The 21,564-nt window shown below is 44.2% G+C and carries 28 protein-coding genes; 1 reads left to right on the top strand and 27 read right to left on the bottom strand.

Annotated elements, in window-relative coordinates; translation table 11 throughout:
* Positions 1-218: 218 nt before the first annotated feature.
* Positions 219-1,211 (bottom strand): tyrosine-type recombinase/integrase, encoded by a 993-nt coding sequence (locus tag DW904_RS14175; protein WP_118581734.1) that lies wholly within the window; start codon positions 1,209-1,211, stop codon positions 219-221.
* Between the two features lie 373 nt (positions 1,212-1,584).
* Here DW904_RS14175 and DW904_RS14170 point away from each other — a divergent pair, with 373 nt between their 5' ends.
* Positions 1,585-1,887 carry a hypothetical protein gene (locus DW904_RS14170; RefSeq protein WP_118581731.1) on the top strand — a complete coding sequence of 101 codons (303 nt, stop codon included), beginning with the start codon at positions 1,585-1,587 and terminating at the stop codon, positions 1,885-1,887.
* Here DW904_RS14170 and DW904_RS14165 read toward each other — a convergent pair whose 3' ends face one another.
* From DW904_RS14165 to DW904_RS14035, 26 genes are all read right to left on the bottom strand, one after another.
* Positions 1,888-2,397 (bottom strand): hypothetical protein, encoded by a 510-nt coding sequence (locus DW904_RS14165; RefSeq protein ID WP_118581728.1) that lies wholly within the window; start codon positions 2,395-2,397, stop codon positions 1,888-1,890.
* A 17-nt stretch (positions 2,398-2,414) separates the two neighbouring features.
* Positions 2,415-5,327, bottom strand: coding sequence for a hypothetical protein (locus DW904_RS14160; RefSeq protein WP_118581725.1), 2,913 nt, complete (start codon positions 5,325-5,327; stop codon positions 2,415-2,417).
* Positions 5,328-5,499: 172 nt separating this feature from the next.
* On the bottom strand, positions 5,500-5,886 hold the full coding sequence (locus DW904_RS14155; protein ID WP_118581722.1) for a hypothetical protein: 387 nt from the start codon (positions 5,884-5,886) through the stop codon (positions 5,500-5,502).
* Complete coding sequence (locus DW904_RS14150; RefSeq protein WP_118581719.1) at positions 5,870-6,118, bottom strand: hypothetical protein; 249 nt, start codon at positions 6,116-6,118, stop codon at positions 5,870-5,872. Before DW904_RS14150 ends, DW904_RS14155 begins: the two co-directional genes overlap by 17 nt.
* A gap of 12 nt (positions 6,119-6,130) precedes the next feature.
* Complete coding sequence (locus DW904_RS14145; RefSeq protein WP_118581716.1) at positions 6,131-6,490, bottom strand: hypothetical protein; 360 nt, start codon at positions 6,488-6,490, stop codon at positions 6,131-6,133.
* A gap of 9 nt (positions 6,491-6,499) precedes the next feature.
* The gene (locus tag DW904_RS14140) at positions 6,500-9,193 is read right to left on the bottom strand and encodes a hypothetical protein (RefSeq protein ID WP_147422326.1); all 2,694 of its coding nucleotides are present in this window, start codon (positions 9,191-9,193) and stop codon (positions 6,500-6,502) included.
* 695 nt (positions 9,194-9,888) lie between these two features.
* Complete coding sequence (locus tag DW904_RS22965) at positions 9,889-10,038, bottom strand: hypothetical protein (RefSeq protein ID WP_202187727.1); 150 nt, start codon at positions 10,036-10,038, stop codon at positions 9,889-9,891.
* A complete protein-coding gene (locus DW904_RS14130) occupies positions 10,031-10,357 on the bottom strand; it encodes a Gp15 family bacteriophage protein (RefSeq protein WP_118581707.1) in 327 nt (108 codons plus the stop codon). Before DW904_RS14130 ends, DW904_RS22965 begins: the two co-directional genes overlap by 8 nt.
* A gap of 13 nt (positions 10,358-10,370) precedes the next feature.
* Positions 10,371-10,667 (bottom strand): hypothetical protein, encoded by a 297-nt coding sequence (locus DW904_RS14125; RefSeq protein ID WP_118581704.1) that lies wholly within the window; start codon positions 10,665-10,667, stop codon positions 10,371-10,373.
* A 35-nt stretch (positions 10,668-10,702) separates the two neighbouring features.
* Entirely contained in the window at positions 10,703-11,182 is a 480-nt protein-coding gene (locus DW904_RS14120; protein ID WP_243110429.1) for a hypothetical protein, read from the bottom strand.
* Entirely contained in the window at positions 11,172-11,579 is a 408-nt protein-coding gene (locus DW904_RS14115) for a minor capsid protein (protein WP_118581701.1), read from the bottom strand. The genes DW904_RS14120 and DW904_RS14115 overlap by 11 nt, the downstream gene beginning before the upstream one ends.
* Positions 11,576-11,959 carry a minor capsid protein gene (locus DW904_RS14110; protein WP_243110428.1) on the bottom strand — a complete coding sequence of 128 codons (384 nt, stop codon included), beginning with the start codon at positions 11,957-11,959 and terminating at the stop codon, positions 11,576-11,578. Before DW904_RS14110 ends, DW904_RS14115 begins: the two co-directional genes overlap by 4 nt.
* Positions 11,956-12,294 carry a hypothetical protein gene (locus tag DW904_RS14105; protein WP_118581698.1) on the bottom strand — a complete coding sequence of 113 codons (339 nt, stop codon included), beginning with the start codon at positions 12,292-12,294 and terminating at the stop codon, positions 11,956-11,958. The genes DW904_RS14110 and DW904_RS14105 overlap by 4 nt, the downstream gene beginning before the upstream one ends.
* A gap of 62 nt (positions 12,295-12,356) precedes the next feature.
* Positions 12,357-12,683, bottom strand: a complete 327-nt coding sequence (locus tag DW904_RS14100; RefSeq protein ID WP_243110427.1) for a hypothetical protein — start codon at positions 12,681-12,683, stop codon at positions 12,357-12,359.
* Between the two features lie 14 nt (positions 12,684-12,697).
* On the bottom strand, positions 12,698-13,669 hold the full coding sequence (locus DW904_RS14095) for a phage capsid protein (protein ID WP_118581695.1): 972 nt from the start codon (positions 13,667-13,669) through the stop codon (positions 12,698-12,700).
* A gap of 21 nt (positions 13,670-13,690) precedes the next feature.
* A complete protein-coding gene (locus DW904_RS14090) occupies positions 13,691-14,308 on the bottom strand; it encodes a hypothetical protein (protein ID WP_243110426.1) in 618 nt (205 codons plus the stop codon).
* 114 nt (positions 14,309-14,422) lie between these two features.
* On the bottom strand, positions 14,423-14,605 hold the full coding sequence (locus DW904_RS14085; RefSeq protein ID WP_118581692.1) for a hypothetical protein: 183 nt from the start codon (positions 14,603-14,605) through the stop codon (positions 14,423-14,425).
* Positions 14,606-14,617: 12 nt separating this feature from the next.
* Entirely contained in the window at positions 14,618-14,839 is a 222-nt protein-coding gene (locus DW904_RS14080; RefSeq protein WP_118581689.1) for a hypothetical protein, read from the bottom strand.
* Positions 14,840-14,870: 31 nt separating this feature from the next.
* The gene (locus DW904_RS14075; RefSeq protein WP_118581686.1) at positions 14,871-15,269 is read right to left on the bottom strand and encodes a hypothetical protein; all 399 of its coding nucleotides are present in this window, start codon (positions 15,267-15,269) and stop codon (positions 14,871-14,873) included.
* 10 nt (positions 15,270-15,279) lie between these two features.
* Positions 15,280-15,543, bottom strand: coding sequence for a DUF6275 family protein (locus DW904_RS14070; protein ID WP_118581683.1), 264 nt, complete (start codon positions 15,541-15,543; stop codon positions 15,280-15,282).
* Positions 15,544-15,547: 4 nt separating this feature from the next.
* Positions 15,548-16,045 carry a DUF2829 domain-containing protein gene (locus tag DW904_RS14065; protein ID WP_118581680.1) on the bottom strand — a complete coding sequence of 166 codons (498 nt, stop codon included), beginning with the start codon at positions 16,043-16,045 and terminating at the stop codon, positions 15,548-15,550.
* Positions 16,046-16,176: 131 nt separating this feature from the next.
* Positions 16,177-16,395 carry a hypothetical protein gene (locus tag DW904_RS14060; RefSeq protein ID WP_118581677.1) on the bottom strand — a complete coding sequence of 73 codons (219 nt, stop codon included), beginning with the start codon at positions 16,393-16,395 and terminating at the stop codon, positions 16,177-16,179.
* The gene (locus DW904_RS14055; RefSeq protein ID WP_118581674.1) at positions 16,361-17,908 is read right to left on the bottom strand and encodes a phage minor capsid protein; all 1,548 of its coding nucleotides are present in this window, start codon (positions 17,906-17,908) and stop codon (positions 16,361-16,363) included. The genes DW904_RS14060 and DW904_RS14055 overlap by 35 nt, the downstream gene beginning before the upstream one ends.
* 112 nt (positions 17,909-18,020) lie before the next feature.
* The gene (locus DW904_RS14045) at positions 18,021-19,637 is read right to left on the bottom strand and encodes a capsid protein (protein ID WP_243110425.1); all 1,617 of its coding nucleotides are present in this window, start codon (positions 19,635-19,637) and stop codon (positions 18,021-18,023) included.
* Positions 19,638-19,642: 5 nt separating this feature from the next.
* Complete coding sequence (locus DW904_RS14040; RefSeq protein WP_118581665.1) at positions 19,643-21,010, bottom strand: terminase; 1,368 nt, start codon at positions 21,008-21,010, stop codon at positions 19,643-19,645.
* Positions 21,010-21,516 carry a terminase small subunit gene (locus DW904_RS14035; protein WP_118581662.1) on the bottom strand — a complete coding sequence of 169 codons (507 nt, stop codon included), beginning with the start codon at positions 21,514-21,516 and terminating at the stop codon, positions 21,010-21,012. The genes DW904_RS14040 and DW904_RS14035 overlap by 1 nt, the downstream gene beginning before the upstream one ends.
* Positions 21,517-21,564: the final 48 nt, after the last annotated feature.

Raw genomic sequence — 21,564 nt, 5'->3', positions numbered from 1 at the left:
TACAAATTTCACACACGAACTTTCTGGTATTGCGTACCAATAGTTTTTGGCCCATACGAAATCATTATTCGGTCCTTCAATAAAAATGGCGTGCAAGGACTCACTATTTTATATGTCGTCTTCCTTTTCGCTATAAATGTCCATCCAATCCTCAACAGGCCGTGTTTACCCAAGCCACCTTTTCAGCCGGCTTTTTTCTTCGCCTATTGCAAGTTACTTTATGCCATTAATCGCATAAATGAAGCTTTCACTGTTTCATCTTTAACTGATACGTATAACATGGTCGTATCAGGTTTGGCATGACCGGCATAAGCTTGGATCTCCTGCAACGGTACACCTCTGGTTCCTGCATCAGTAAGCAGTGTTCGCCGGAACTTATGCGGATGTGCATGTATTCCGGCTTCTGTTCCAAGCTTGCGTAACATTGTTTGAATCGCTTCCCTTTGCAGTCGGCTATAAGGTTTCCGATCTACAACAAATAAAGCTGGATTGTCATCTGTTCGGCTTGCCAGGTATTTCTTCAAATGATATATGCACCCCTCCGTAAGATACACTTTGCGCTCTTTCTTTCCCTTCTGTCCATATATCACAATTTCACGGTTAGGAAAATCAACATCTTCGCGATTGATTGATACTACCTCTCCAATACGCCCAGCAGTACTGTAAAGTAGCTCCATGATGGCTACGTCTCGTTCTGTCTTGGCTATATCTTTAAGATGTTCCCTTTCTTCTGCAGTATATGGTTTCTTAAGCTTCTGAGGTACTTTCACCCTTCGCAGTCTCCTGGAAGGATCCCGATTGATGTAGCCTTCATCCGTAGCCCATGTAAAGAAACTGCTTATATAGTGCCTAAGAGTCTCCAAATATGACAGAGAAATCTTTCTTTGTTCCTGGTACATGGCAAGATAATATCTCAAATCGTTAGTAGTTATCTCATGGATTTTCTTATTCAGTCCTATAAACAACATTGAAATACACCGTTTGTAAGCAATCATAGTAGATTCCGCACAATTTTCCAAGCGCTTACTGGCTATGTACATTTTCAGTATTCTTTCCCAGTGCCGTTCTGATGTCACCAGCTGAGTACATTCTTCTCTTACTTCCAGACCGTGTAAACTAATCGCCAGGACATTTTCCAGCTTTTGAAGCTGCTCATCTGTCAAGCTATCCTGCATTGCTGCCACCACATTTTTAATTAAATTCTCTGTCATAATGACATCACCTCCTTACCACAAGTATAGCTGTACCGTGATAAGGAGGCTATAATTTCCGCAGCTCTCTAACACATAAAATAGTGACTGGCTTTCAATCTGTAAAAACCGAGTATCTGACTTAGATAATCCACCAGCTGCATTTATTTTAAATACGAATATAAATCCTAAAGGGCTTCCTGAATTGGACGGCAATGGGTGTTGCGTTATACAACATAACCCTGGTAGTAAAACATATACCGCACAATTGGCTTTTTCGTTCGGCTGTGAAAAAATAGCAATAAGGACGAAAAAGTCTGGTTCTTGGAGTGCTTGGAAATATTTTTCAGCTCAATAAAATAGTGAGTTATCTTTTATATCGAAAGTAAAAGATGTGGATATTCAAGTTGTTAATGAATATGTATACACAGGATTATCGTTTACAGTTCCGAAAAACACTTTGTTTATTTTCACCGCAAGAGCGTTTTATAATAATTCAGAGCCATTGGGGATCTCAATTACAAGTTCAGATTCCAGTTATTCCAAAAGTACAGTTATTGAAAACAATGAGAAATATCCAACAACACTTACAAGCATATACGACAGATCAGCAGAGGAGGTTACTCATTATATCTGGGCAAAATATAAATCTGTTGGAAAAAACAAAATCGGCATATGGGGAACCGTGATAAAATAATTATTTCAAATCAGCACCACCAATACTAATCATAAGTACAGTTGACCAATCGGGAACTGGAAAACTTATTGTTTTTTCGGATGGATCAACAGTAATATCAATATCTCCGCCGCCAAGTTTATTGATAGAAAAAGTATTACCGGAATTGATTCCAATATAGTATGCTAAAGAGCTGGCTCCATTTCTCGTAACGAGAGCAATTGCTGCCAATCTTCCGTTGTAAGTGAACTTTAATGTACCTTTGCTTTCGTTTGTTGACTTTTTAACACATAATAATTTTCCATTATCACTATTTAGTGTGTTCAATGCCTGTATTATCGTCTTCTGCCCTGCATCCAGAGCGAAGGTCTGGGAAAGCAATCCATTCAAAATCTGCTTTGTCAAATCCTCCAACGTAATAATCCCACCCTCATTCGTGGTGGGATCGATGAACATTAATTCTTTCCCTGCGGGAATCTGTGTTACTTTTGTGAGGCCGTTTGCGTCCTGGCCGTCTTGTGGTAATGCCATAGCTTAATCTCCTTTCTTCATACCGCATCTACATTCAGATTGACAGCTTTCCCTCCGATCACAAGGAGTTTGCCGCCTACTATGAGTGCTGCAGTCTTGTATGTGGTAAATCGTCCGATCACCACACCGCCAAACATGTAATCTTCATTCTTTACTTTGATACTGTAGCCGTAACCCAGGAAGCTCTCACCGCTTTCAGTCTTTTTGCGCCAGGAAAACCATGCTGCCGGATAATTCTTTGTGACCTCGCTTCCATTCTGGTACACAACTGCAGTCACGGTTGTAGTGCCGTCTTCGTTATCATGATAGCGGACATTGTACAGAAGTGAATTTCCCACCAGACCGCGGAGGTCTGTAGTCGTTTCGGACAGATTCATCTTTAAACCATCCACGCTTGTCTCAATGTTGGCTACTTTCTGGTTTGTCGTGACAATGGCAGCTTTTACCTGGTCTGCGGTCTTCTGAGCGGCTTTGATATCATCAGCCAGGCCTTCCGCATCCGCAAGGAGCATGACGGTCTGGGTATCCAGGTTCTGGGCTCCGGATGTATCATATAAAGTACAGCGGATCATGTTAACGTCAGCTCCGGAGGGAGCATATATCTTCATGATCTCAGCAGATGAAGAACCATACTTCAAAACATAGGTCTTTCCATTGTCTTTTGATTCCTCAATCTGAAAAATTCCGGAATAGCTGCTGATGATCCCATTGTCATTCTTAAATGCTGAGAACGTCACGCTTTCCGGAACCAGAGTCTTTCCGTCCTTTTGTTTCCGGATCACCTGGCTGCTGACACGAAGGTCATAACTGAGACCAATCTTTCCGTCCTTTGCCTTGCTGATGGAAAATCTCTTGGTGATCCAGGAGCCCATTGACTTTACAACAAGCGTTTTACCGCCTACAACAAGCCCTTTTCCACCGACCAGAAGAACTTTCCCTTCCAGTCCATAAAGCCCCGAAATATCCACGTAGCCGTTGTCAGAAGTCATTGCTGTGACCTGATACGTTCTTGTTTTCGGGTTCCAGGTACCGTTTACTCCTTCAGAAGCTTTCACCGTAATCTGGTCAATGTGATCGGAAACATCCGTATCGCCCAGATACACGGAAAAAGTGGTATGACAGCTGCTGTAATCCCCACCGGAACCATCCGTGTAGGTATGGACCACATGCGCATCATTGTCCAGGGAAGCCCCGATTGCATCCAGGGTGGAAATCCCGGACAAAGTGTCCAGGGCTTTCTTTGCCGCGTCAGAAGCTGCATTTGCCGTGTTGCTGGCGGCATTTGCGGTACTGGCGGCATTGGATGCAGTTGTAGAAGCACTGACAATGTTGGTATTCATCTGGCTGTATAATTGGTTCAGGCTCTGGTTCTGATCGTCAAACCAGATCCGGCTGCTCTTGATGCTCTGGGAGCTGCCGTTGATAGCCGACACCACCGAAGGGATATCCAGCTTAGTGCCGGCAATGGCTGCGTTATCCGCCACCATCTTATTCACGATCAGCCCATCTGCAATAGCTCCTTCTTTCACACCTGTGGCATCCAGCAGAATCCCTTTTCCGGTCTTATCGAACAGGGAAAAGGTAAAATCACCGTTTGCATCCCTGCCAGCCTGCATCCGGACGGTTCCATCTATGTCCCTCCACTGCTGGGTTGCCCCCTGGATCTTAATCCCGCCATCGTCAGATGTAATCATAAATTTATTGGTGGAAATAGTGCCGCTTAAAAGATCCCCGACCGTGACCGTCTGCATAACTGCAGTTCTGATCAGTGCAGAGTCAATCACAGCATTCTGGGAAGTAAGGTGGATGTTCTGCAAATCCCCCACACCGGCACCACCTGCAAGCAGAGTTTTGATATTGGCATAACTGGAATCCAGGATATTGATCTTTGCATTGGCGGCAGTAAAATTTGTAGCAGTCAGATCCCTGAAGCTTCCAAACTCTGCATCCAGGTTCTGTACCGTCGCATTGACCGCATTCAGATTCTGGATTGTTGCAAATTTCAAATTGGCAGTATCCACATCAAGCTTGTTGATCATTGCGTGGTCGATCATCACCAGCTGCGCGTAATACCGTTCCATTTCTTTTGTGGTTGGGCCTTTCCAGTTTGCATTTGTTTCATCTTCTGATAAACCCACAGCCTCCACAGAATCCGTAAAACCGCCATCATACTCCCTTTCCAGTTTCATCAGCGGAACCTTATAGGAGCCCCCTTTTCTGTCTTCCACGGTGAGGACGTCCCACGGATCCAACCGTGGGTCTCCCATCATCCGTAGGGAACCTGGCATATAGGAAAAATCTTTCAGGGAATCCATCACTTTGTCCAGGGTATCCTGTGTCATAAACGGATTGGAAAAGATTACCACCCTTGGTCCATCTCCGGATGAAACAGAAACATCTTTCCCCTCTTCGTCCTGGCCAGTGTAGCAGGTAAGCTTTTCCACCTGGAACAGGTAATCGTTGTGTTCAAAAGAATCCCAGTATCTGCCGGTGCTGACTGTATAACCACCGTCCACGTAGTTGTGCAGTTCAATCTGTCCGTTTCTGTTACATACTGCAAAACAGCCATGAAGCTGTGCAGCGTAAGAAAGGACCTCCCTGCAGCTGTAACCTTTCGGAACTTTCATGGAAATGCCGAAAAGGCCATCTGTTACAACCATTACCCCTGTTATTTCCTGGATCCTTTTCAGAACAGCCGCCGTATCCGTACTGTCTCCGTCCATAGAGAATGCACGCTCTGTTTTCATCATCCGGTCATAGGCTGTAAACTCAATCTGCTCTTCATTTCTGGATGGTTTTCCAGGCGTGAAATATCCCATGGGGATATATTCCACCAGTCCATTCACTTCCATTCCGATCTGGACCAGGAGCTCATGCCCCTCAATGGCTTTTCCCGGATCCGGAATTATGATGGTAACGTACTGGCTCACTGTGGAGCCAAGGGAAAAGTCATCCTCCCCTTCTGCTCCGCCAGTAACTTAATGCTTTTCGCATTTGTTATGGATACATCATCATATGTGATGAGTGCTTTAAAAGTTCGGGAATCCTGTAGTACCAGGTTTCCAAAAGCTTCTGAAGACTGCTGATACACAGGACCACCTCCTACTCAGTCATGATCTCAAGTGTTTCCAGGTCAGCCACTGTCAGGGCATCATAACGTGGATCGTCACATTTCTCAATCTCTTCCTCAGAAACAGTATGGATGCCAACCTCTGTCTCAATCGCCAGAAGCTCATCCAGGTCTTTTGCAAAGCCCTCTTTGTCCTCGATGGAATACTGCCCGTTCTCAACCAGGAACTTTCCATCTTCGCCTTTTGCTGCGTATTTCTCAAGCAGTTCCTGACGCTCTGCATCATAGGCATTGGCTGCATCACTGACTGCTGCCAGGTTCTTCTTGATCGCATAGCCAAGCTTTACCGTCAGCCGCTTCTCCCTTAAGGAAGCGCAGCCATTGACAAAATTTAATATGTCTTTATTTTTCAGTTTCATCTGCAGTACCTCCTGTTACACGTTCGTCCTCAGCAGCATAGACAATCTGGTTAAATGCTTCAATATCCTTTCTGCATTCTGCCCTGTTTGCCTCGTACAGGTCACGGTCCTGTACGGTAATGCTGGTGCTCGCGTTCCCAGCTTCAGGGATCTGTGCAGACATGTAGACCACAGGTCTGCCGTTGATCATAGAATTAAAATTCATGGATACTGATTTTGTTCCTTTTAACATTTTGGTTTCCTCCTATTTTTGAACGATACTTACTGATGCTGATTTATAGTAAAAAATCCCATCTCCGATATATCCGAGTACCTCTTTTGTCAATGTTCCCCTGTATGTGGTAATAGTCAGATCTATTCCATCATCATGAAAAGAGATAGGAAAAAAGCCTGCAACCATAATCTTTTTTATAGCTGCAAGCTCTGTTTCCGTAAGAATGCCCCACTTTATAGCTATGTCTTTCTTTTCTGCGACCACGTCACCGATCATGCTTCCGGAAGCACTACGGCCCGTGTTCGCGCTCCAGATAATCTGATCATTTACAGATATCGATACCGGAGAAGGGAGCACGGTGCTCCCTGACCACAATATTTTCTTTGCCATAATGCCTCCTTACACAAGCAGTTCCGGTTTTCCGGTTGCTTTTGTATTCTGGTTGGTTTTTCGGATAAAATATTTTCTTAGAGATTCCGGATTCAACGCAACAATCGGCATATTCTGTAAAAACGCCAGGATCTGTTTCAGAACTGCCAGCAGTTCGGCATCATTCGCACCGCCTGCTGCCAGAGAAGCTGCCTTTAACGCCATCTCCTGAAGCTTGTCCTCTGGAGAAACAATCTCGCCCTGGTGGCGGTTATCACCGATCATGGCGAGCTGTGGCGTATTCGCTTTTACGAAGCCTCCGTTTGCCAACATTGGAATGGTTCCGATCGTAGGAATGTTAAATCCGTTAAACCCCCACCAGTTTCCGCCTATTCCAGGGATCCAGTCTGGTACCGTGATTTTGAAACGGATATTATTTACTTTATTAATGAGACCATTCACTGTGCCAAGTACGCTATTGAAGCCACCAATAATTGCATTAATCGGTGTCTTGGAAAGGTCTGCCAGCCCTTCAAATACTCCTTCGAAAATGTCCTTTATTCCTTTCCACGCCTTTTCCCAGTTCCCTGAAAATACTCCTGATACAAAATCATTTAATCCGCCAAATACTTTCTGGATATCTCTGATCGTATCTTTCCCGCTCTTTAAGAAACCGTTAAGCACACCGCCCAGAATGCCGAAATTTTTCGACCAGTCTGTTGCAAATATATTTGCAATATACTCATCAAACGGCCGAAATACATTTTCCTGTAGAAAACCGATCACAGAATCTGCAATCGTTTTGAAGCCTTCCATGATTTCTTTTAAGCCCTGGAAACATTTCGAAAAATCACCTGTAAATGCCCCTGTGCAAAAATCAATAAAGCCACTAAGCACATCTGTTATTCCACTGATTACGTCCCCGGCTACTGACAACAGATCCAGGAAAAGGTCTCCAATTCCCTGTAGTACCGGTCCGATAACTGGCATGATATTTTCAATAATCCACTCAATCAATGGCTGTAGCAATGTTTCCCAGAGGGCCTGCAGGTTCTCAAATACTTTTCCAACCAGTACAATGATTCCATCAAGGGCTGGCTGTACATGTTCCTGCCACACTGTTGAAAACTTCTCGGCCAGATTATCAAGAACAGGTGAAATATTAGAATTCCAGCCATCCAGGAAAATCTGTACGATATCAGATATTCCCTGCGCAACAGATGTTATAAACGGGCTAATATACGTTTCGTATACTTCTGAAATCTTTGAAAAGGTATCTGTCACTGACTGATGTAAAGTATCAAGCACGGTCTGAATCGGAACGAGAAGATTCTCAATTGTTTGTTTAATTTTCTCCGCATTCTGTACTACAGGAGTAACTACAACGCTTTCAATATCCTTTATGAACTGTGCTCCGATCTCTATCGCACCAAGAAATCCATCTGTAAAAATGCCAATGATATCTGCGGTAATCCCTTGTCCTTCTGATCCAGCGAATACAGAAAATATATCAGCAAATGCCGTCCAGAAATCCCCCGCAAGTGATGCAATGTCTCCTGCAATATTGAAAAGAGACACTAATTTACCTCGTATATAGCTACTGCTTTTAGAAAGATATCCTTCAATCCCGCCAGTAAGATTGGACGCAATCGTTATTCCAATACTGGCAAATGAACCTATCATCTTTCCAAACGACAGTGCAAAGGAATTGGCACAATCATTTGCTGCTTTCACAACATCCGGATCTGTAAATATTTCTTTCAGAGTTTTCCCGATATTCTTAATATTTTCCGTAATGGAACTGATTCTCTTTTCAGAATCACCAAATCCTATCTTAAAGCCTTTTTTGAATACTGCTGCCAGCTCTTTGCAGCGTTTTAACAACCCGGACATCTTTTTGTCTGTTTTATCTACAACAGTTTCACCCTGGGCAAGACTGCCGAAATCAACTCCAGCCCCACCTGCTCCCCCTGTTCCTGTTCCGCTTCCGGAAGAAGGTGTGGAGCTGGTACTGTCTGTCTGGCTGTCCAGCTTATTCACCTGGTCAAACCCCATGAGGGCACGCATTTTCTCAGCTGCTTTCTGGGCGGATTTGGCAACGCCATTATTTGCACTGGAAAGATTATCTGCTGAACTGGCTGCATCGTCCATTCCCGTGCTTGCGCCTGCTGCCGCACTTCCGATAGCTGAAATCTGTCCGGAAGCACTGTTACTGGATTTCTGACCGGTAATCAGCTCTGTAAACGATTTAAAGGCGTTTGCCAGAGTGATCAGCTTTCCAATTACCGTGTTGATTACTCTGATAACCGGAGTGAAAAGATTTATCAGTCCCTGGCCAATCGCAGCCTTCAGGGAATCAAACTGCAGAGTAAGGATCCTTACCTGGTTTGCCCAGGATCCTGAGGTCCTCGCAAAATCCCCCTGGGCTGCTGCCAGCTGGTTTTGTACGAAGGAATACCTTAGCGCAACCTTTTCAGCTTCTGACATTTTTGCCGTTGTCTTCCCGAAACCGTTTGCCAGCGCATAACTGTCAAGGGCAGTCTGAGTCATGACTATGCCAAGATCTTTCAAAGATTCCGTTTCGCCTGTGAAAACGGATTTCAGCTTGGTGTATGCTTCATCCTGTGACAGATTATAGAAAGACGCCACATCACCTGCCAGCTTGGTAAGGCTGGAGCCCATGTTATAAGCCTGTTCCTCGGAAAATCCAAAGGCTTTCGCCATTGCCCCGAGGTACCGGTGAACTGCTTTGCCATGGTCTCAGAAAGCCCAAAGCTCTGGGCTGCACTCTTGGCAAATTTATCAACCTGTGCAGTCATGTTCGGGAATGTAACGTCTACAACGTTCTGAACCTCCGCCAGGTCTGATCCAAGCTCCAGGCACGACTTTCCGAAGTCAGTCAGCTTCTTAACTGCAAATGCACCAACTAACAAGCTCCCTAGTTTTCTTGTGAGCGTTCCTATCCCGCTTACCCGAGTCTTTAATGATGAAGCATCATCCTCAATTTCAGAAGATGTTTTTTTGAATTGGCTTCCAATTCCCTTTATGTGTTTCTTTACTTCTCCCGAACCGCTTTTGCTATCTCTTTCAATTAAGAGCCAAGCTTTTCGAAACGCCTCACTGGCAGACTCACCTTCTTTTTTATAAACAGATGCAATAGCTGCAGCCTTAGACTTAGCAGAACGCGCCGTTTGGCTGAGAATTTTATCAATTTCCGTGTTCCCAGTTTTGATCGCTTCTGTTGATTTCTTTGCGGCCTGTGAAAAGCTCTGATTAAATCTATCTTTTACTTTTTTGCAAGAATCATTGATGCTTGCAAGCATTTTGCTACCATCAAATGATAAATCAAATGAAATTCCAGCGATGCTTGTTGCCATATATGCCACCTGCCTCTATCATGAGGACATCGACACATGGCACTACTTGTCCTGGTTAATCTTTATTTCAAATTCTTTTTTACAATGGCGCCCCTGGCACCGGATGAAAACGCCCCGGCATTTTGCGTCCGGGGTGTACTGTACTTTCTGTTCGTGTCCGCAGAAGGGGCATTTTACCTTTTCTTTATCCATTCACACCTCCTGCCATATCAATAAATGCCTGTTTCATAGCCTCCAGGAATTTATCTCTGTCTTCCTCTGAAACCTTCATAGCCTGTTTATTTCTCCATTCGCGGCGAATCCGGCGCTGTTCCGGGGTGAAATGCTTCAGGATCTCTTCATCCTCTTCTGCACGAATTGCTACAATCCTGCCAAGAGCTGTGTCCGGACTGATTCCGGATAAGAGATCCGTGAACTCGTCCCAGGACATCCCGGCAGGCAGTTCCTTAGAAAGACGTAACCCGTACTGTGATTGAAACGATGATACGATCAGATCAAAATCATCTATCAAATCATAGTACGGGTCACTGCTCTCCCTGGTCTTCTTCTCCCTGGATCAGATCCATTGCGGTCTGGATAACGATCATAAGATCTTTGAAAGGCAGACGCATTTTTTTAATCTCATTACGGTCTTTTTCACTGAACAGCTTTTCATATGCCGCAATAGTTGATTCTGTATCAGAAGAGCCTTCTTTGAACAGCCCTATGATCTCAAGCATAGTGCCCGCATCTGCATTTACCATGAATTTTCTGCCCTTGATAATCAGGGCAGGATTTTTATCAAAGCTTAATTTGTCTGTAATATCAATACATTTTGCCATTTGTTTTCTCCTTTTCTTGCTAAAAACCGTATTTACTATGCGGCTGGTGTAATCTCCGGTTTTCCATTGCTCATGATATCGAATTCAAGAGGTGCTACAGCTGTGGAATCTCCGGATCCAACATTCTTCACATTGATAACTGATTTTGTAAACTTAACAACAGTACCATCCGGGAAAGTCCACTGAGCATCAGCTTCCGTATTTCTTCCGTTCTTCCATGCCAGTCCTGCAACAAAATCATTTCCGGCATCCCCCACATTACGTTTTGCAGTTACTGAAATTGTAATGCTCTTTGATGTCATTAAACGTCTGGTCCAGCCTTCTGTATCAAATGGATTCCATTCCTCCACTCCATTGTCAAAAGATACGGAAAATGTTACACAGTCTGCAATATTTTTCAGTGAAGCAGTACCGCCTGATGCTGTGTCTACCTGGAACTGGTTCTCGTAACATGGATATACGCCAGTCTTGGAAGCTGCGAACAGCTGAAGGTTCATCACAATTTTATTCTTCATCCTTATTTCCTTTCTTTTCAAAAATCACAGCCAGTTCTATAACCATCTCGTAGATACCAAAATCATCTACGCCTATATCCTGAAGCTCATAGACTGGTAGGATAAATTTAATAGTTTCATCGTTTACAGTTGCATTTCTGGTGGCTCTGACAGCTTCAAACAAGGCTTTTCCGGCTTTTTCGGTCTCACGCTGGGATTTATTCCAGTGTACCAGCAAAGTGACGTATTTCGTACCGTAGGACTCCAGCTGAGGACCGCCGATTGCCACCTTATACACATGCTGGTGTTTACTGTTATAAACACCAACTATTTTTTCCGGCTTATCCGGAATTGGTCCAACATACACAGTCCCCTGTGTGAGCGTCTCAATATAATCTCTGATATCCGATAACGTCATAAACCAGCCAGCCTCCTGTAGTTTTCCTTGAATGCTTCCACTGCAAAATCAGCATTTTTTCCACCTGGAAGCCAGTCCTCGTACCATTTGCCTTTTGCATTCTGGTTTTCATCCTTTTTAAAATGAAATTCCGGATGAAAATACAGGCGTCTGGCATAAGGCGTACTGGATATGATACTTGCTTTTCCGTGACTGCTTTCAGATGTATCTACAAAAGTACTCTCATTCTGTAAAACACCGGTATCTCTTGGAAACACCTGTGCCTGCTCAACTTCTGTATGTAAATCTTCTGCTGTCTGCTCCAGGGCTGCCACCTGTGCCTGTGTCAGCTGATTGATCTTCGGAAAGTTAAGTTTAACAGTCGAATTGACCTTGATCATATCAGAAGCACCTCCGTGTAATTTACGGTACCGTCCGGATTTCTGGCTTTCCTGGCTTCCTGGATCTTTCTCTTACCACCAAATATGGTTGCTGTACCGCCAGATATTACCGGAAGCTCTGGGCAGATATCTCCCGGAAATAATGCGGATCCGGTAATCTGAACCATTTTCTTGTCAGCTGTGAAGATCGTCTTTGCTTTGTCCTGGTAATTGCATTTCCCGGAATATTCAAAACACGGAAGAGGCTCCCCGTATTTATCCCGCCCTTCCTGTTCCATCACTAAGCTGATATCCGTCCTGCAAAGCCTTTTGGGTACTAAACATGGATATTTCATAGCTCACCTCGCTAATCTGCAGCACAGCCCAGTCTGGCACAGCAGTGCATACAGATCTCTTTTCATTGCCACGCCTTTGTCTGTGAATATGTTCCAGCTGCTGCCGAACTGGCTGATACACCGTTAATGCTGTAGCTTGAAAGTATCGAATTGATCTCATCTGCATTCTCGGTTTCAAAATCTGCCTGCTGGCAGACAACATCCTGAATGATATCCTGTTGGAATCGTGTCAGGTTGGAAAATCCCCGGCCTACAATCCGGTTGTAGGTCAGGGAATCAATGTGCCGAGACGCAATCTGCAGAGCTCTCCCAATGTCATTTTCTAAAATCAGGGTTCCGCCGTAAGTATCCGTATAGTATTCTGGGGTTGCATATGGTTCATAAGACATTTTTTCACCCCTTATCAGGCACCAACCTCTGCAGTATCAACATCCACATAAATGCTGTCGATTTTGCCATCACGGCCATTCGGAAATACAAATACATCGGAGAAAGATCTGTTCTGATACAGATATCCATCGCCTTTTGTATGTGCGCCAGGTGCAAAGTAATAGATGCTGCTGATCTTCGGTACAGTCTTACAGGTCTGTCCACAAGCAACAAGTACGTTGATCTTGTGCGCACCTGTCACTGCTTCAACACCGCTTCCAGCAGTTACCTTTTTCTGCGGTTCAAATCCACCGTTTTCCGGCTCCCAGTTAAATGCATCATAGAATCGCTCATCATCGATTACTTCCATGATCGGCACCCCATCAATGTCTGTTACTCTGGTCTCAATGCCAAGACCGCCTTCTGCGATCTGAGTCATTTCGATCTTACGAGTGAACTCTGTGGACTGCTCCAGGGCATCCATGATCTCACTGCGAACATACATGAGCAGAGATCCGTTCGCTTTGTATCTTCTGAGTTTTCCTTTTGCAAGGATATCTTTCAGCATTCCAAAGACTTTTGCCTTAGTATATGTGGAAATTGCTGTGGATCCGTGATAGCCTTCTGTCTTCTGGGCTGCCTGGGCAACTTTGGAGAAAAACAGTGCATCTGTTTCCGGAACCACCCATGTCTGTTCGAACACTCTGGAAATGTTCTGGATAGAAGCTGTAGCATTTGTCTCATCAACATCTGCCTTATCTACCATGAACTCAACATCACGGTCATGTGTCAGTGTGTACGGTACGTCTTTCTGTTCATAAGAACCGACATTCCAACCGCCTTTTCTGTTGTGGTTTTTATATCCGGATGTACTCATCTGGGTAAAATGAAAAGTTTTGGCGTCAAGCCATCTAACATTACTGGTTACAAATGGAGAGGTCAGGGTTCCCTGCATCAGGATTTCAAGAAGTTCCGGGCTCCACTGTTCTGCATAATTCAATGCCATATCTTATACCTTCTTTCTTTTTTAGTTCCAACGGTTCCAACGCTTTGTTGGCACTGCTGTCTGGTTTGTAGTAGTCTGCTGCGGATGCTGTGCCGGATTACCGCCGGTTCCTACCTGGGTAAATCCGGTCTTTCCATCAGCCTGTGGTTTCAGTGCCGGAACGTCTTCCAGCACCTTGTTTACAGCTGTTTTCAAGGTTTCCTCATTGATGTTTCCATCTTCTCCCACAACCTGGCTTAAATCAGCCATTTTAAGGATATATGGAATTGTCTTTGCTTCGATTCCCAAGGAAACTGCCATCATTGTAGCTGCTGATTCCACCTGTGCCGCCTGAACAGCTTTCTGAGATGCGGCAAGCTGTGCCTGTGTCTCTGTAATCTGGTTCTGCATCCCGATAACGTCCGGCTGGTTTGCCGCTTTCTGTTCTTTAAATGCGGTAATTGCCTGCTCCACTTCCTGCTGTGATAATCCCTGCTGCCTAAAATAGGCTTTCAGGGCTGTATCTTCTTTCGCAGCCAGTGTTCCATCCAGCATCTGCTGAATCTTTCCATAGTCAATTGCAGGTGTACTCTGCTGATTACTCTGAGCCGCAGTCTGCTGAGTATCAGGGGTCTGAGTTGCTGTATTGTTATTTTCCATTTCTGGACTCCTTTCCGTTTTGAGAGTGTCGCTCTTATGTCTTCCATTGTCATCAGTGTCACTGGTCACGCACCTTTTTGCGTCATATCGTGTTTGGACGTAAAAATAAGACGCTTAACCCTGCGCCTCAATGGGAGATTTTGGATCACCGCCTTTCTGATCTTCAACGGTCTTTACCAGCTGCAGATTTGCAAGATACTCTGCTCTTTTCCGTGACACTTCCAGTTCTTCCCCGGCTGTACGAAGAACCAAGTCATTTTCTTTGTCACGGAAGTTGTGCTGCACTATCACCTTCAAATAACCACCTCCTTATTGTTTTGGCAACTGTCTTCTTAAGCCTCTGAAAGCAGAATAAATCCCATAAACCGAAACTAAAATTACCGCAAAGTAAGTTGAATATACACCTACCGCAATCACCATCTTAACTGCTACCAGCAAAATCCTCACATTCCACATCCCTATCCAAATATAAAATGCAAGTTTAAAAAGTGTGAACAACAGATCCTTACCTTCAATTACTACAGTTTTCATTGTCTTTACCTCCTCTTGCGCCGGCACAAATTTAATCATTATGTGTGACTTTAAATCCCCACTGTGGAAGAAAATTAATCTCATAATGGTACTTGTCCACATCCGATCCAGAAATGTCTTCAACTACATACATGGTATAGTCATTCAAATAAACATAGTCTTTCTGGTACTTCCCTTCTGCGGTCTCAATAATTACCTCCAGTTCATTTGAAGAGTTATTCTTCAGTGCAAATGTTCCAGTCAATTCCAACAGGATTGTATCTGTTCTGGCATTCAAAACAGTAAGTTTTCTGGTTACATTGAAGTTATCTGCCTCCTGTGAAATATTCGCACTCACCTGATCAGCTTCTGTGCAACCCGTAGCTACAAAACACACCAGGATTACCAGTGCCATTAATACTGCAATTCTTTTGGTTGCTCTTCTTTTCATTTTCTTCCTCCTACATTTTGAAGCATCTGTTTTCAAACTTCTTATAGGCATCCATATACAGTTCGTTCTTATCACCGTTATATGTCAGCTCATAGTACATGCCATCTGGTACCGTAGTGCTAAGCAGTGCCTTGTTGTTCTGCAAGGTCTTACAGTTCCATACCACATACACATCATGTACAGTCACCTGCTGCCGATCTGTGACATCCATGTGACTATTGGTGTACTCCGCAACTTTTGCTTTACATAATCTCAGAAATTCTTCATTCTCCATGTTGTTATTCCTCCACAATTATCCAATCATCTGCCAGCATATCCGCCTGTGATGCAAGCCATCCCATCTGTACACCAGATGTTCCGACAAAAGCTACTGCTTTATTTCCAATTGCATCATGCTCGCAGTTCACGACTTTGTCATCTGCTGTCATATAAGAAATTCTGGTTGCAAGCTGAATGTACTGTTTCTTTCCGTTCCACCCTTCACGTGCTACTTTCATGCCACGTTTCAGGTACTTGATAGCTTCACTAAAACTAAAGGTTGCCTTTCCTCCCAGAATTGGACAATTCTGCCCATTCGCTGGAATCCATTCATCTGACATGATGTTTTGAAGCGTATACTCAACAACCTGGGTTTCCCGGATATCCATACAATTTCCGTCTTTTGTGTACATGAGAATTGTTTTTGACTCCTCATCCCACCACCAATATCCACCCCATGATGGAAGCTTCATTCCTATACCTTGCTTCATCATTTTGAATGCTTCTGAAAATTTCATGTTCTTTATCCTCTCTTTCTTAAAAATAAGCACAAAAATAACACGTCTTTCGGCGTGCTATCATTGTTTTTATAACTGTATTGATATTTTTGAGTATAAAAATACCACTAGCCGTTTCTGACTGGTGGTATTTAGTACCATAAAACTGTTTTCTCTGTTGGTGGGTTCTCCATTTTTGCCAAACGTTTCAGTTCATTCCGAACATGTGGTGCTGCAAAAGAGCTTGCATTTTCATGTTCTGTAACTTTTCCATCCTCAATTCTCATAAAACCTTTGGGTTCTTTTCCCTCTGGGTAATAGTCGGCAGAAATCATATTATTTGTCTTTTTTATGTTTTTCAAGATTACCATAATACTCTAACGCCTCCTTCGGGTAATCATATTTTTCAGTGGCAAGCTCATGTGCTTTCCAGTGCTCCATATCAGGATTTTCTCTTTTTATTTTCATTTCAAGAAGCTCATGCTCTATCAAAGTGCGGTCATGCTGTTTAATGTCTTTCCCTGTCATAAGCCGTTGCCAGCTCTGAGCTATGGCGCAATCGGGATCAAATCTTCGGTATGTCTTTAAATCCGGATCAAACAACGATTCATCTTCAAACAGATATGCCTTTATCTTTGCTATATCAGATTCTTCTTTTCCCAGATTTTCAGCAATCTTCTTCGCGTCAGTAGAAAAACTCCTGACCTCTTTGTAGTACATCTCTGCAAAGTTTTCTGCCTCTTCACTGAATATATCTGTGATTCTGGCTCCTGATATCATTATAGCAGAGTCCGCATCATTTGCAACGGATTTCCACTCATTTTGTTTCTGCTCATACTTCTTTTTGTTCTCCGGATCCAGGGAAAAATCTGCCAGCCTACCGAACTTCTTTTCCTGCCTCTTTGCATACTGCTGCCGGTTTTCCTGTTCCTGCTTCCGTACCAGTTCATTCAACTCCGCTTTGGTATACCTGCTCTTCTCTGGCGGGGTGCTGATTCCTTCGAAATATGTAGTGTGGCTATCTTTGCAGCGCGGATGGTACAGACCTGCGGCTATAGCCTTGCTCATGAGTGGATACTTGATTCCGGTAACCGGTGACTTTCCGTCCTTCGGACCATTGCTCCACACATCATCAACCAGCACCTTTCCCACAAAAGGCAAGCATTTCGGACAGGGATTTCCGCGCTTATTCATAATCACTGTAGATATTCCCCATTCCTGGCGCTTCTGGCCTTCTCCTTGCAGGTATGCCCTTTTGCTGGCTGTTCTGATTGCCATATCCGCATAATCAGCAAGCGTGTGTCTTGCACCGTTGGCATACTGCACGCAATTCAAGCCAGCCTTTACAAAATCCTCTGTAGCCATATCCACAGCTTTCTCATAGGTACCAGCTCCTGTGTTTGCATATACCTGAGCATTGTAAATCACTTTGCGGTACTGGTCATTTGCCATTCGAAGGACAGCAATCTCAGCCTTCTGCATATCGTTCATGGTAGCGTTAATCAAGGTTTCCAGCTTTCTGTCATTCACCTTGAAGAACTCAGCTGTTGCCCCTTTGGAAATACGTTTAGCAGGAAATCCATTTCTGATAGCTTCCAGGATTGCAATCTCCTGTGCCATCTCGCCTTCAGATCTGGACAGGGATATCAGTGTTTTGATCTGTGCATTGATATCCTTGAACTGCTTGCCATACTTCTTCCGGTTGTCCTTCTTGTACTTTTCCAGGGATTTCAGCTGCAGTGCCTGCCACATAGCCCATTGTTTATCTTCATCGATCTCTTCCAGCTTGTGCCGGCGCATATTACGGATCATGGAAGATATAAGCTCATTTTCTATGGCTTCAAAGGCAGCTCCAATGTCGTAGACGGTGTTAAGCTTCGGCATCTGCGGTTACCTCCCGTTTGCATATACCCTAAAGCCCTGGCTTTTGAATATTCGGATCATGTCTTTCAGCTTTGTTTTGCTGGTACAGGCATCATTTCTAAGCTCAGCATAATCATTCTTTTCCAGAGCGTACACGCCCATCGGCACCTGCTCCTTTGCCACTTCCAGAAGCCCCTGGTACTCCTTTCGGTTCATCCGGTATATTCTGTTTGCCACCTTTACTTTCATTATCTCCACCGCCTTCCAGGTCAATCTTAAAGCTTCCAGCCTCCAGGTTCACTCCTGGTTCATCCACGTCCTGGATGCCCTGCTCTGCCTTCAATCTGGCTATTTCTTCTTCTTTGCAGTGATCGTCCAGTGTATCTCCATACAGTTCTTCAACACATCGTTCAATGCTCATAATGCCACCCTGTTTCGCTTTGGCAACTGTCTCTACCTGGCTTTCGAATGACGGGTTTGCATATTCTCCAAACGGAATGTTGACCTTTACTTCTTCAATGCTCTTGTTATGCAGGATATTGTCTGCATTGATACACATTGAAACAACTCCCGGAAGAACTTCCTGCAATGCCTTTACAATTGCGTTCCTGGTGTACAGGGTTGTCTTTTCTTTTTCCCTCTGTGCTTCTGCATTATCCAGCTTCTTTGTGTCAATCCCCAGTGTAGATGGACTGATCACTCCCTGCAGGCACAGATCTAGGGCTGTAATGTATGATGCCATATAACTGTCATGAGGAATAACCGGCTGGTCCGTAACGACCTGATTCTTCTGACTTTCTCGCATATCTCCTTCTGCTGCAAAATAGCGGTTGTCGAACGGATTCGGTTTTATCAGCATCCCTGTTTCAGGATCATGTGGAACCAGGCAGTCTGGAACATAGGTTTTTGCCCTTCCTGCCCGCAGGGCATCCATCCACTGGGACCATGTCTCATCCAGTGAATCATAGCTGTCGAGCTTTCCATCGAATATGCTGCCGCCTCTGCCTTCATATCTGGTAGACTCATAGATCATAAATGGTTCAGCCAGCATGACCGAATCATCAAATTTAATGTCTGTCAGATTCTCAGTGGCTTTTATAGATTTAATATCGACCAGTCTGCCGTCAAGATACAGCTCATTGATAATATAGCCATAGCCATAACGCTCATTCAGGACATACACTTTTCCTTTTTCTTTGTATGGTGTCTTGAATACGATTTCCCTGATTCGGTCTCTCTGGTAGACAAATTCAACCCTTTCCCCCGGATACCACTCCAGTATCGGATAATCACTGATTGTTGTATCTATTGCCACTTTAAAAGCGCCATCTCCGATAAACAGTGTTTCTTTGAGGGCGCTTTCAATCTTTTTATAAAATTTATTATCTTTCTCAATTTCTTTCCACAGCTGTTCCTGCGCCGGCTGTTCAAATTCAAATTCGTTCATGTCCGGCAGAACAGTGAAAGAAAGAACTTTAACAGTCAGCCCCGGGAGACCAGTATGAATCTTCCGCATGTCCATTCCAGGGGTTGATCTGCTTGCCCAGAACTTGTGTCTGTCTGCAAATTCTGCATTCTGCTGATAGATCTGTTCCAGCTCGTTTCCGTCACCCCTGTACCAGATACGGTTCAGAATTGCGTGTCCTTCGAAATCCATCATCTCATTGATCTGAAAGTTAAAAGGGTTCGCCGGAAGAACATTCAGCCAGCTCCGGACCGTCTTTTTTATGTTTTCATTTAATCTTTCCATCCATTTCACCTTTTCTGTTCCTCCTCAAATCCAATCAAGTCACGGTATGGAATCCATCCGTACTGCTGGGAGTTGATCGTATGGTCATTTCTATCTTCCGGAATGTCTTTATCTTCATCCCAGGAATATTTCTCCATCTCTGAAATATGATTTGTACAGGTATCCACTACCAGATAGCAGCCCTGCTGGATCCAGCCAAGTTGAAGCTTGATTCTGTCCAGAATTTCTACTTTTTTGTAGGATTCCACAAAGTTGTACAGGCATCCGTTCAGGCGCTTGTATTTCCGCAGTTCTGTGATCGTAGCCGCATCTGCGCAGTCAATAAAGGTTTCCCTTGCAAAGCCCCAGCCCTTACGGCATTTTTCCAAGAACTCAACAAATTTTACTGCTGTATCGGATGGAGCAAGAGGCTGATCCAGATCTTTGTTACTGTAAACTTTCTCAGCCAGGGTGATCAGCCTTCTATCTGTCGTAATGCCCTGAAATATCATTGCAATTGTATCCGGGGATTTTGAAGAGTACGAAGTATCCAGACCGCAGGTAAATTTTTTGAATTTTATTTTGCCTGCTGCCATCTGGGCTTTTACCCATTTCTCAGATACTACATGTTTCTTTCGGCTGAAGTTCGGGAAGATCAGTCCGGTTGCTTTTCCTCTGAGGCCTAAGATCTTGTTCTTATAGATCTTTGTTCCTTTCGGGGTGTTCCGGATGATCTGGTCTTTCTTTTCTTCCGGAAGCCCTGCATTATCGTCAAAAGAAAAGAACCAGTGAACCCAGCCGGGCTTTGGTTCTTCTTTTAATTCGTCTTTGATCTCCTGTGGCGTGTCCTCTTCCCATTCAGGAAGCGGGCGGCTGCAGTTGATATACTCTTTATACACATCCAGGCTCGGATCATCCGGGTTTAAGGTTGCCATGAGGTAATCACAGCGCATGGAAGCCTCACGGACAAAGTCAATATCTGCTGTGTTGATCTCATCGATATACAGGCATCCATACTGACCGCCAAGGGCTTTCTTCCATTTCTTCTTGTTTCCATATCCCAAAACGTATATGGTTTTGTCCCCGGATGAAGTATGAAAAAGAATATGCGGGATCTTGTCATCCTTGGTGCCGGATCCGTTGTACTCTACCAGGCTTCCGAAATCGTCCAGGATTCCAAGGTCTTTGTTAATAATGTTTTTCTCTGCTGTTCCAGTGTCGTCTGCTGCCAGGATATGAAGTTTTTTCGGGCTCTGGGCTACCTTCAGCATAAACTTAAAAATTCCTACTGTAGTCTTTCCTGCTGCCGTGGTACCTTCCAGGAACTCCACCGGTGTCTGGCATTTCAAAAATGCTTTGTATTTTTCAGACAGCACAAGATCCATGCTGCTCATTATCCGCCTCCGCTGATCTGCTTGATCAAGCTGTCCAGTTTTGATTTTTCTTCTTCCATACCGCTGAGCTGAAGCTTGTCATTCCACATTGCCAGATGGCGTCCAAGCATATCCAGGGCTTTCAGTTTGTCTGCAAGCTTAATTTCTCTTTCCACGCCATCTTCTCCAAATGATTTTACTTTCACGGACTGTATAGCTGCCAGATCGTCCCTGGAGGCATCTTCTTTTAGCGTTGCGTCTTTTGCATTGATCACATCATCTGCATTTACAAATGCAATTCTGGCCAGTTCCAGAAGAACACGGTCAGCATTGATTCCGGTTCTTTTGGATCTTTCTGCGATTGCCTCTGAAATTGCTTCTGAAACTTGGGTTTTCTGGAGTAGCTCATGTCCGATTTCAGAGGCTCTCTGACCATTTTTCGCCTTGTATCCGGCTCTTATGGCGGCCTGAGTAGCATTCAGGTCAATCAGATACTCTTCCACAAATCTCTTCTGTTTTTTTGTCACTCAGGCTCACCTTCTTTCAAAAATATAATAAAATACAGTCCTGCCAGC

The organism is Ruminococcus sp. AM42-11 (genome assembly GCF_003480145.1).
Lineage (GTDB): Bacteria > Bacillota > Clostridia > Lachnospirales > Lachnospiraceae > Blautia_A > Blautia_A faecis.
This window is presented reverse-complemented; position numbering and strand designations above follow the sequence as displayed.

What these genes read in the sequence shown, in the direction of transcription:
- DW904_RS14075 (WP_118581686.1), bottom strand. Translation starts at nt 15,269, where the DNA reads ATGAAAAGAAGAGCAACCAAAAGAATTGCAGTATTAATGGCACTGGTA.
- DW904_RS14100 (WP_243110427.1), bottom strand. Translation starts at nt 12,683, where the DNA reads ATGTCTTATGAACCATATGCAACCCCAGAATACTATACGGATACTTAC.
- DW904_RS14040 (WP_118581665.1), bottom strand. Translation starts at nt 21,010, where the DNA reads ATGAGCAGCATGGATCTTGTGCTGTCTGAAAAATACAAAGCATTTTTG.
- DW904_RS14125 (WP_118581704.1), bottom strand. Translation starts at nt 10,667, where the DNA reads ATGGCAAAATGTATTGATATTACAGACAAATTAAGCTTTGATAAAAAT.
- DW904_RS14105 (WP_118581698.1), bottom strand. Translation starts at nt 12,294, where the DNA reads ATGAAATATCCATGTTTAGTACCCAAAAGGCTTTGCAGGACGGATATC.
- DW904_RS14115 (WP_118581701.1), bottom strand. Translation starts at nt 11,579, where the DNA reads ATGACGTTATCGGATATCAGAGATTATATTGAGACGCTCACACAGGGG.
- DW904_RS14120 (WP_243110429.1), bottom strand. Translation starts at nt 11,182, where the DNA reads ATGAAGAATAAAATTGTGATGAACCTTCAGCTGTTCGCAGCTTCCAAG.
- DW904_RS14060 (WP_118581677.1), bottom strand. Translation starts at nt 16,395, where the DNA reads ATGGTAATCTTGAAAAACATAAAAAAGACAAATAATATGATTTCTGCC.
- DW904_RS14150 (WP_118581719.1), bottom strand. Translation starts at nt 6,118, where the DNA reads ATGTTAAAAGGAACAAAATCAGTATCCATGAATTTTAATTCTATGATC.
- DW904_RS14090 (WP_243110426.1), bottom strand. Translation starts at nt 14,308, where the DNA reads ATGGAAAATAACAATACAGCAACTCAGACCCCTGATACTCAGCAGACT.
- DW904_RS14145 (WP_118581716.1), bottom strand. Translation starts at nt 6,490, where the DNA reads ATGGCAAAGAAAATATTGTGGTCAGGGAGCACCGTGCTCCCTTCTCCG.
- DW904_RS14110 (WP_243110428.1), bottom strand. Translation starts at nt 11,959, where the DNA reads ATGATCAAGGTCAATTCGACTGTTAAACTTAACTTTCCGAAGATCAAT.
- DW904_RS14140 (WP_147422326.1), bottom strand. Translation starts at nt 9,193, where the DNA reads ATGGCGAAAGCCTTTGGATTTTCCGAGGAACAGGCTTATAACATGGGC.
- DW904_RS14055 (WP_118581674.1), bottom strand. Translation starts at nt 17,908, where the DNA reads ATGCCGAAGCTTAACACCGTCTACGACATTGGAGCTGCCTTTGAAGCC.
- DW904_RS14065 (WP_118581680.1), bottom strand. Translation starts at nt 16,045, where the DNA reads ATGAAATTTTCAGAAGCATTCAAAATGATGAAGCAAGGTATAGGAATG.
- DW904_RS14175 (WP_118581734.1), bottom strand. Translation starts at nt 1,211, where the DNA reads ATGACAGAGAATTTAATTAAAAATGTGGTGGCAGCAATGCAGGATAGC.
- DW904_RS14080 (WP_118581689.1), bottom strand. Translation starts at nt 14,839, where the DNA reads ATGAAAACTGTAGTAATTGAAGGTAAGGATCTGTTGTTCACACTTTTT.
- DW904_RS14045 (WP_243110425.1), bottom strand. Translation starts at nt 19,637, where the DNA reads ATGGAAAGATTAAATGAAAACATAAAAAAGACGGTCCGGAGCTGGCTG.
- DW904_RS14155 (WP_118581722.1), bottom strand. Translation starts at nt 5,886, where the DNA reads ATGAAACTGAAAAATAAAGACATATTAAATTTTGTCAATGGCTGCGCT.
- DW904_RS14095 (WP_118581695.1), bottom strand. Translation starts at nt 13,669, where the DNA reads ATGGCATTGAATTATGCAGAACAGTGGAGCCCGGAACTTCTTGAAATC.
- DW904_RS22965 (WP_202187727.1), bottom strand. Translation starts at nt 10,038, where the DNA reads ATGGATAAAGAAAAGGTAAAATGCCCCTTCTGCGGACACGAACAGAAA.
- DW904_RS14070 (WP_118581683.1), bottom strand. Translation starts at nt 15,543, where the DNA reads ATGGAGAATGAAGAATTTCTGAGATTATGTAAAGCAAAAGTTGCGGAG.
- DW904_RS14165 (WP_118581728.1), bottom strand. Translation starts at nt 2,397, where the DNA reads ATGGCATTACCACAAGACGGCCAGGACGCAAACGGCCTCACAAAAGTA.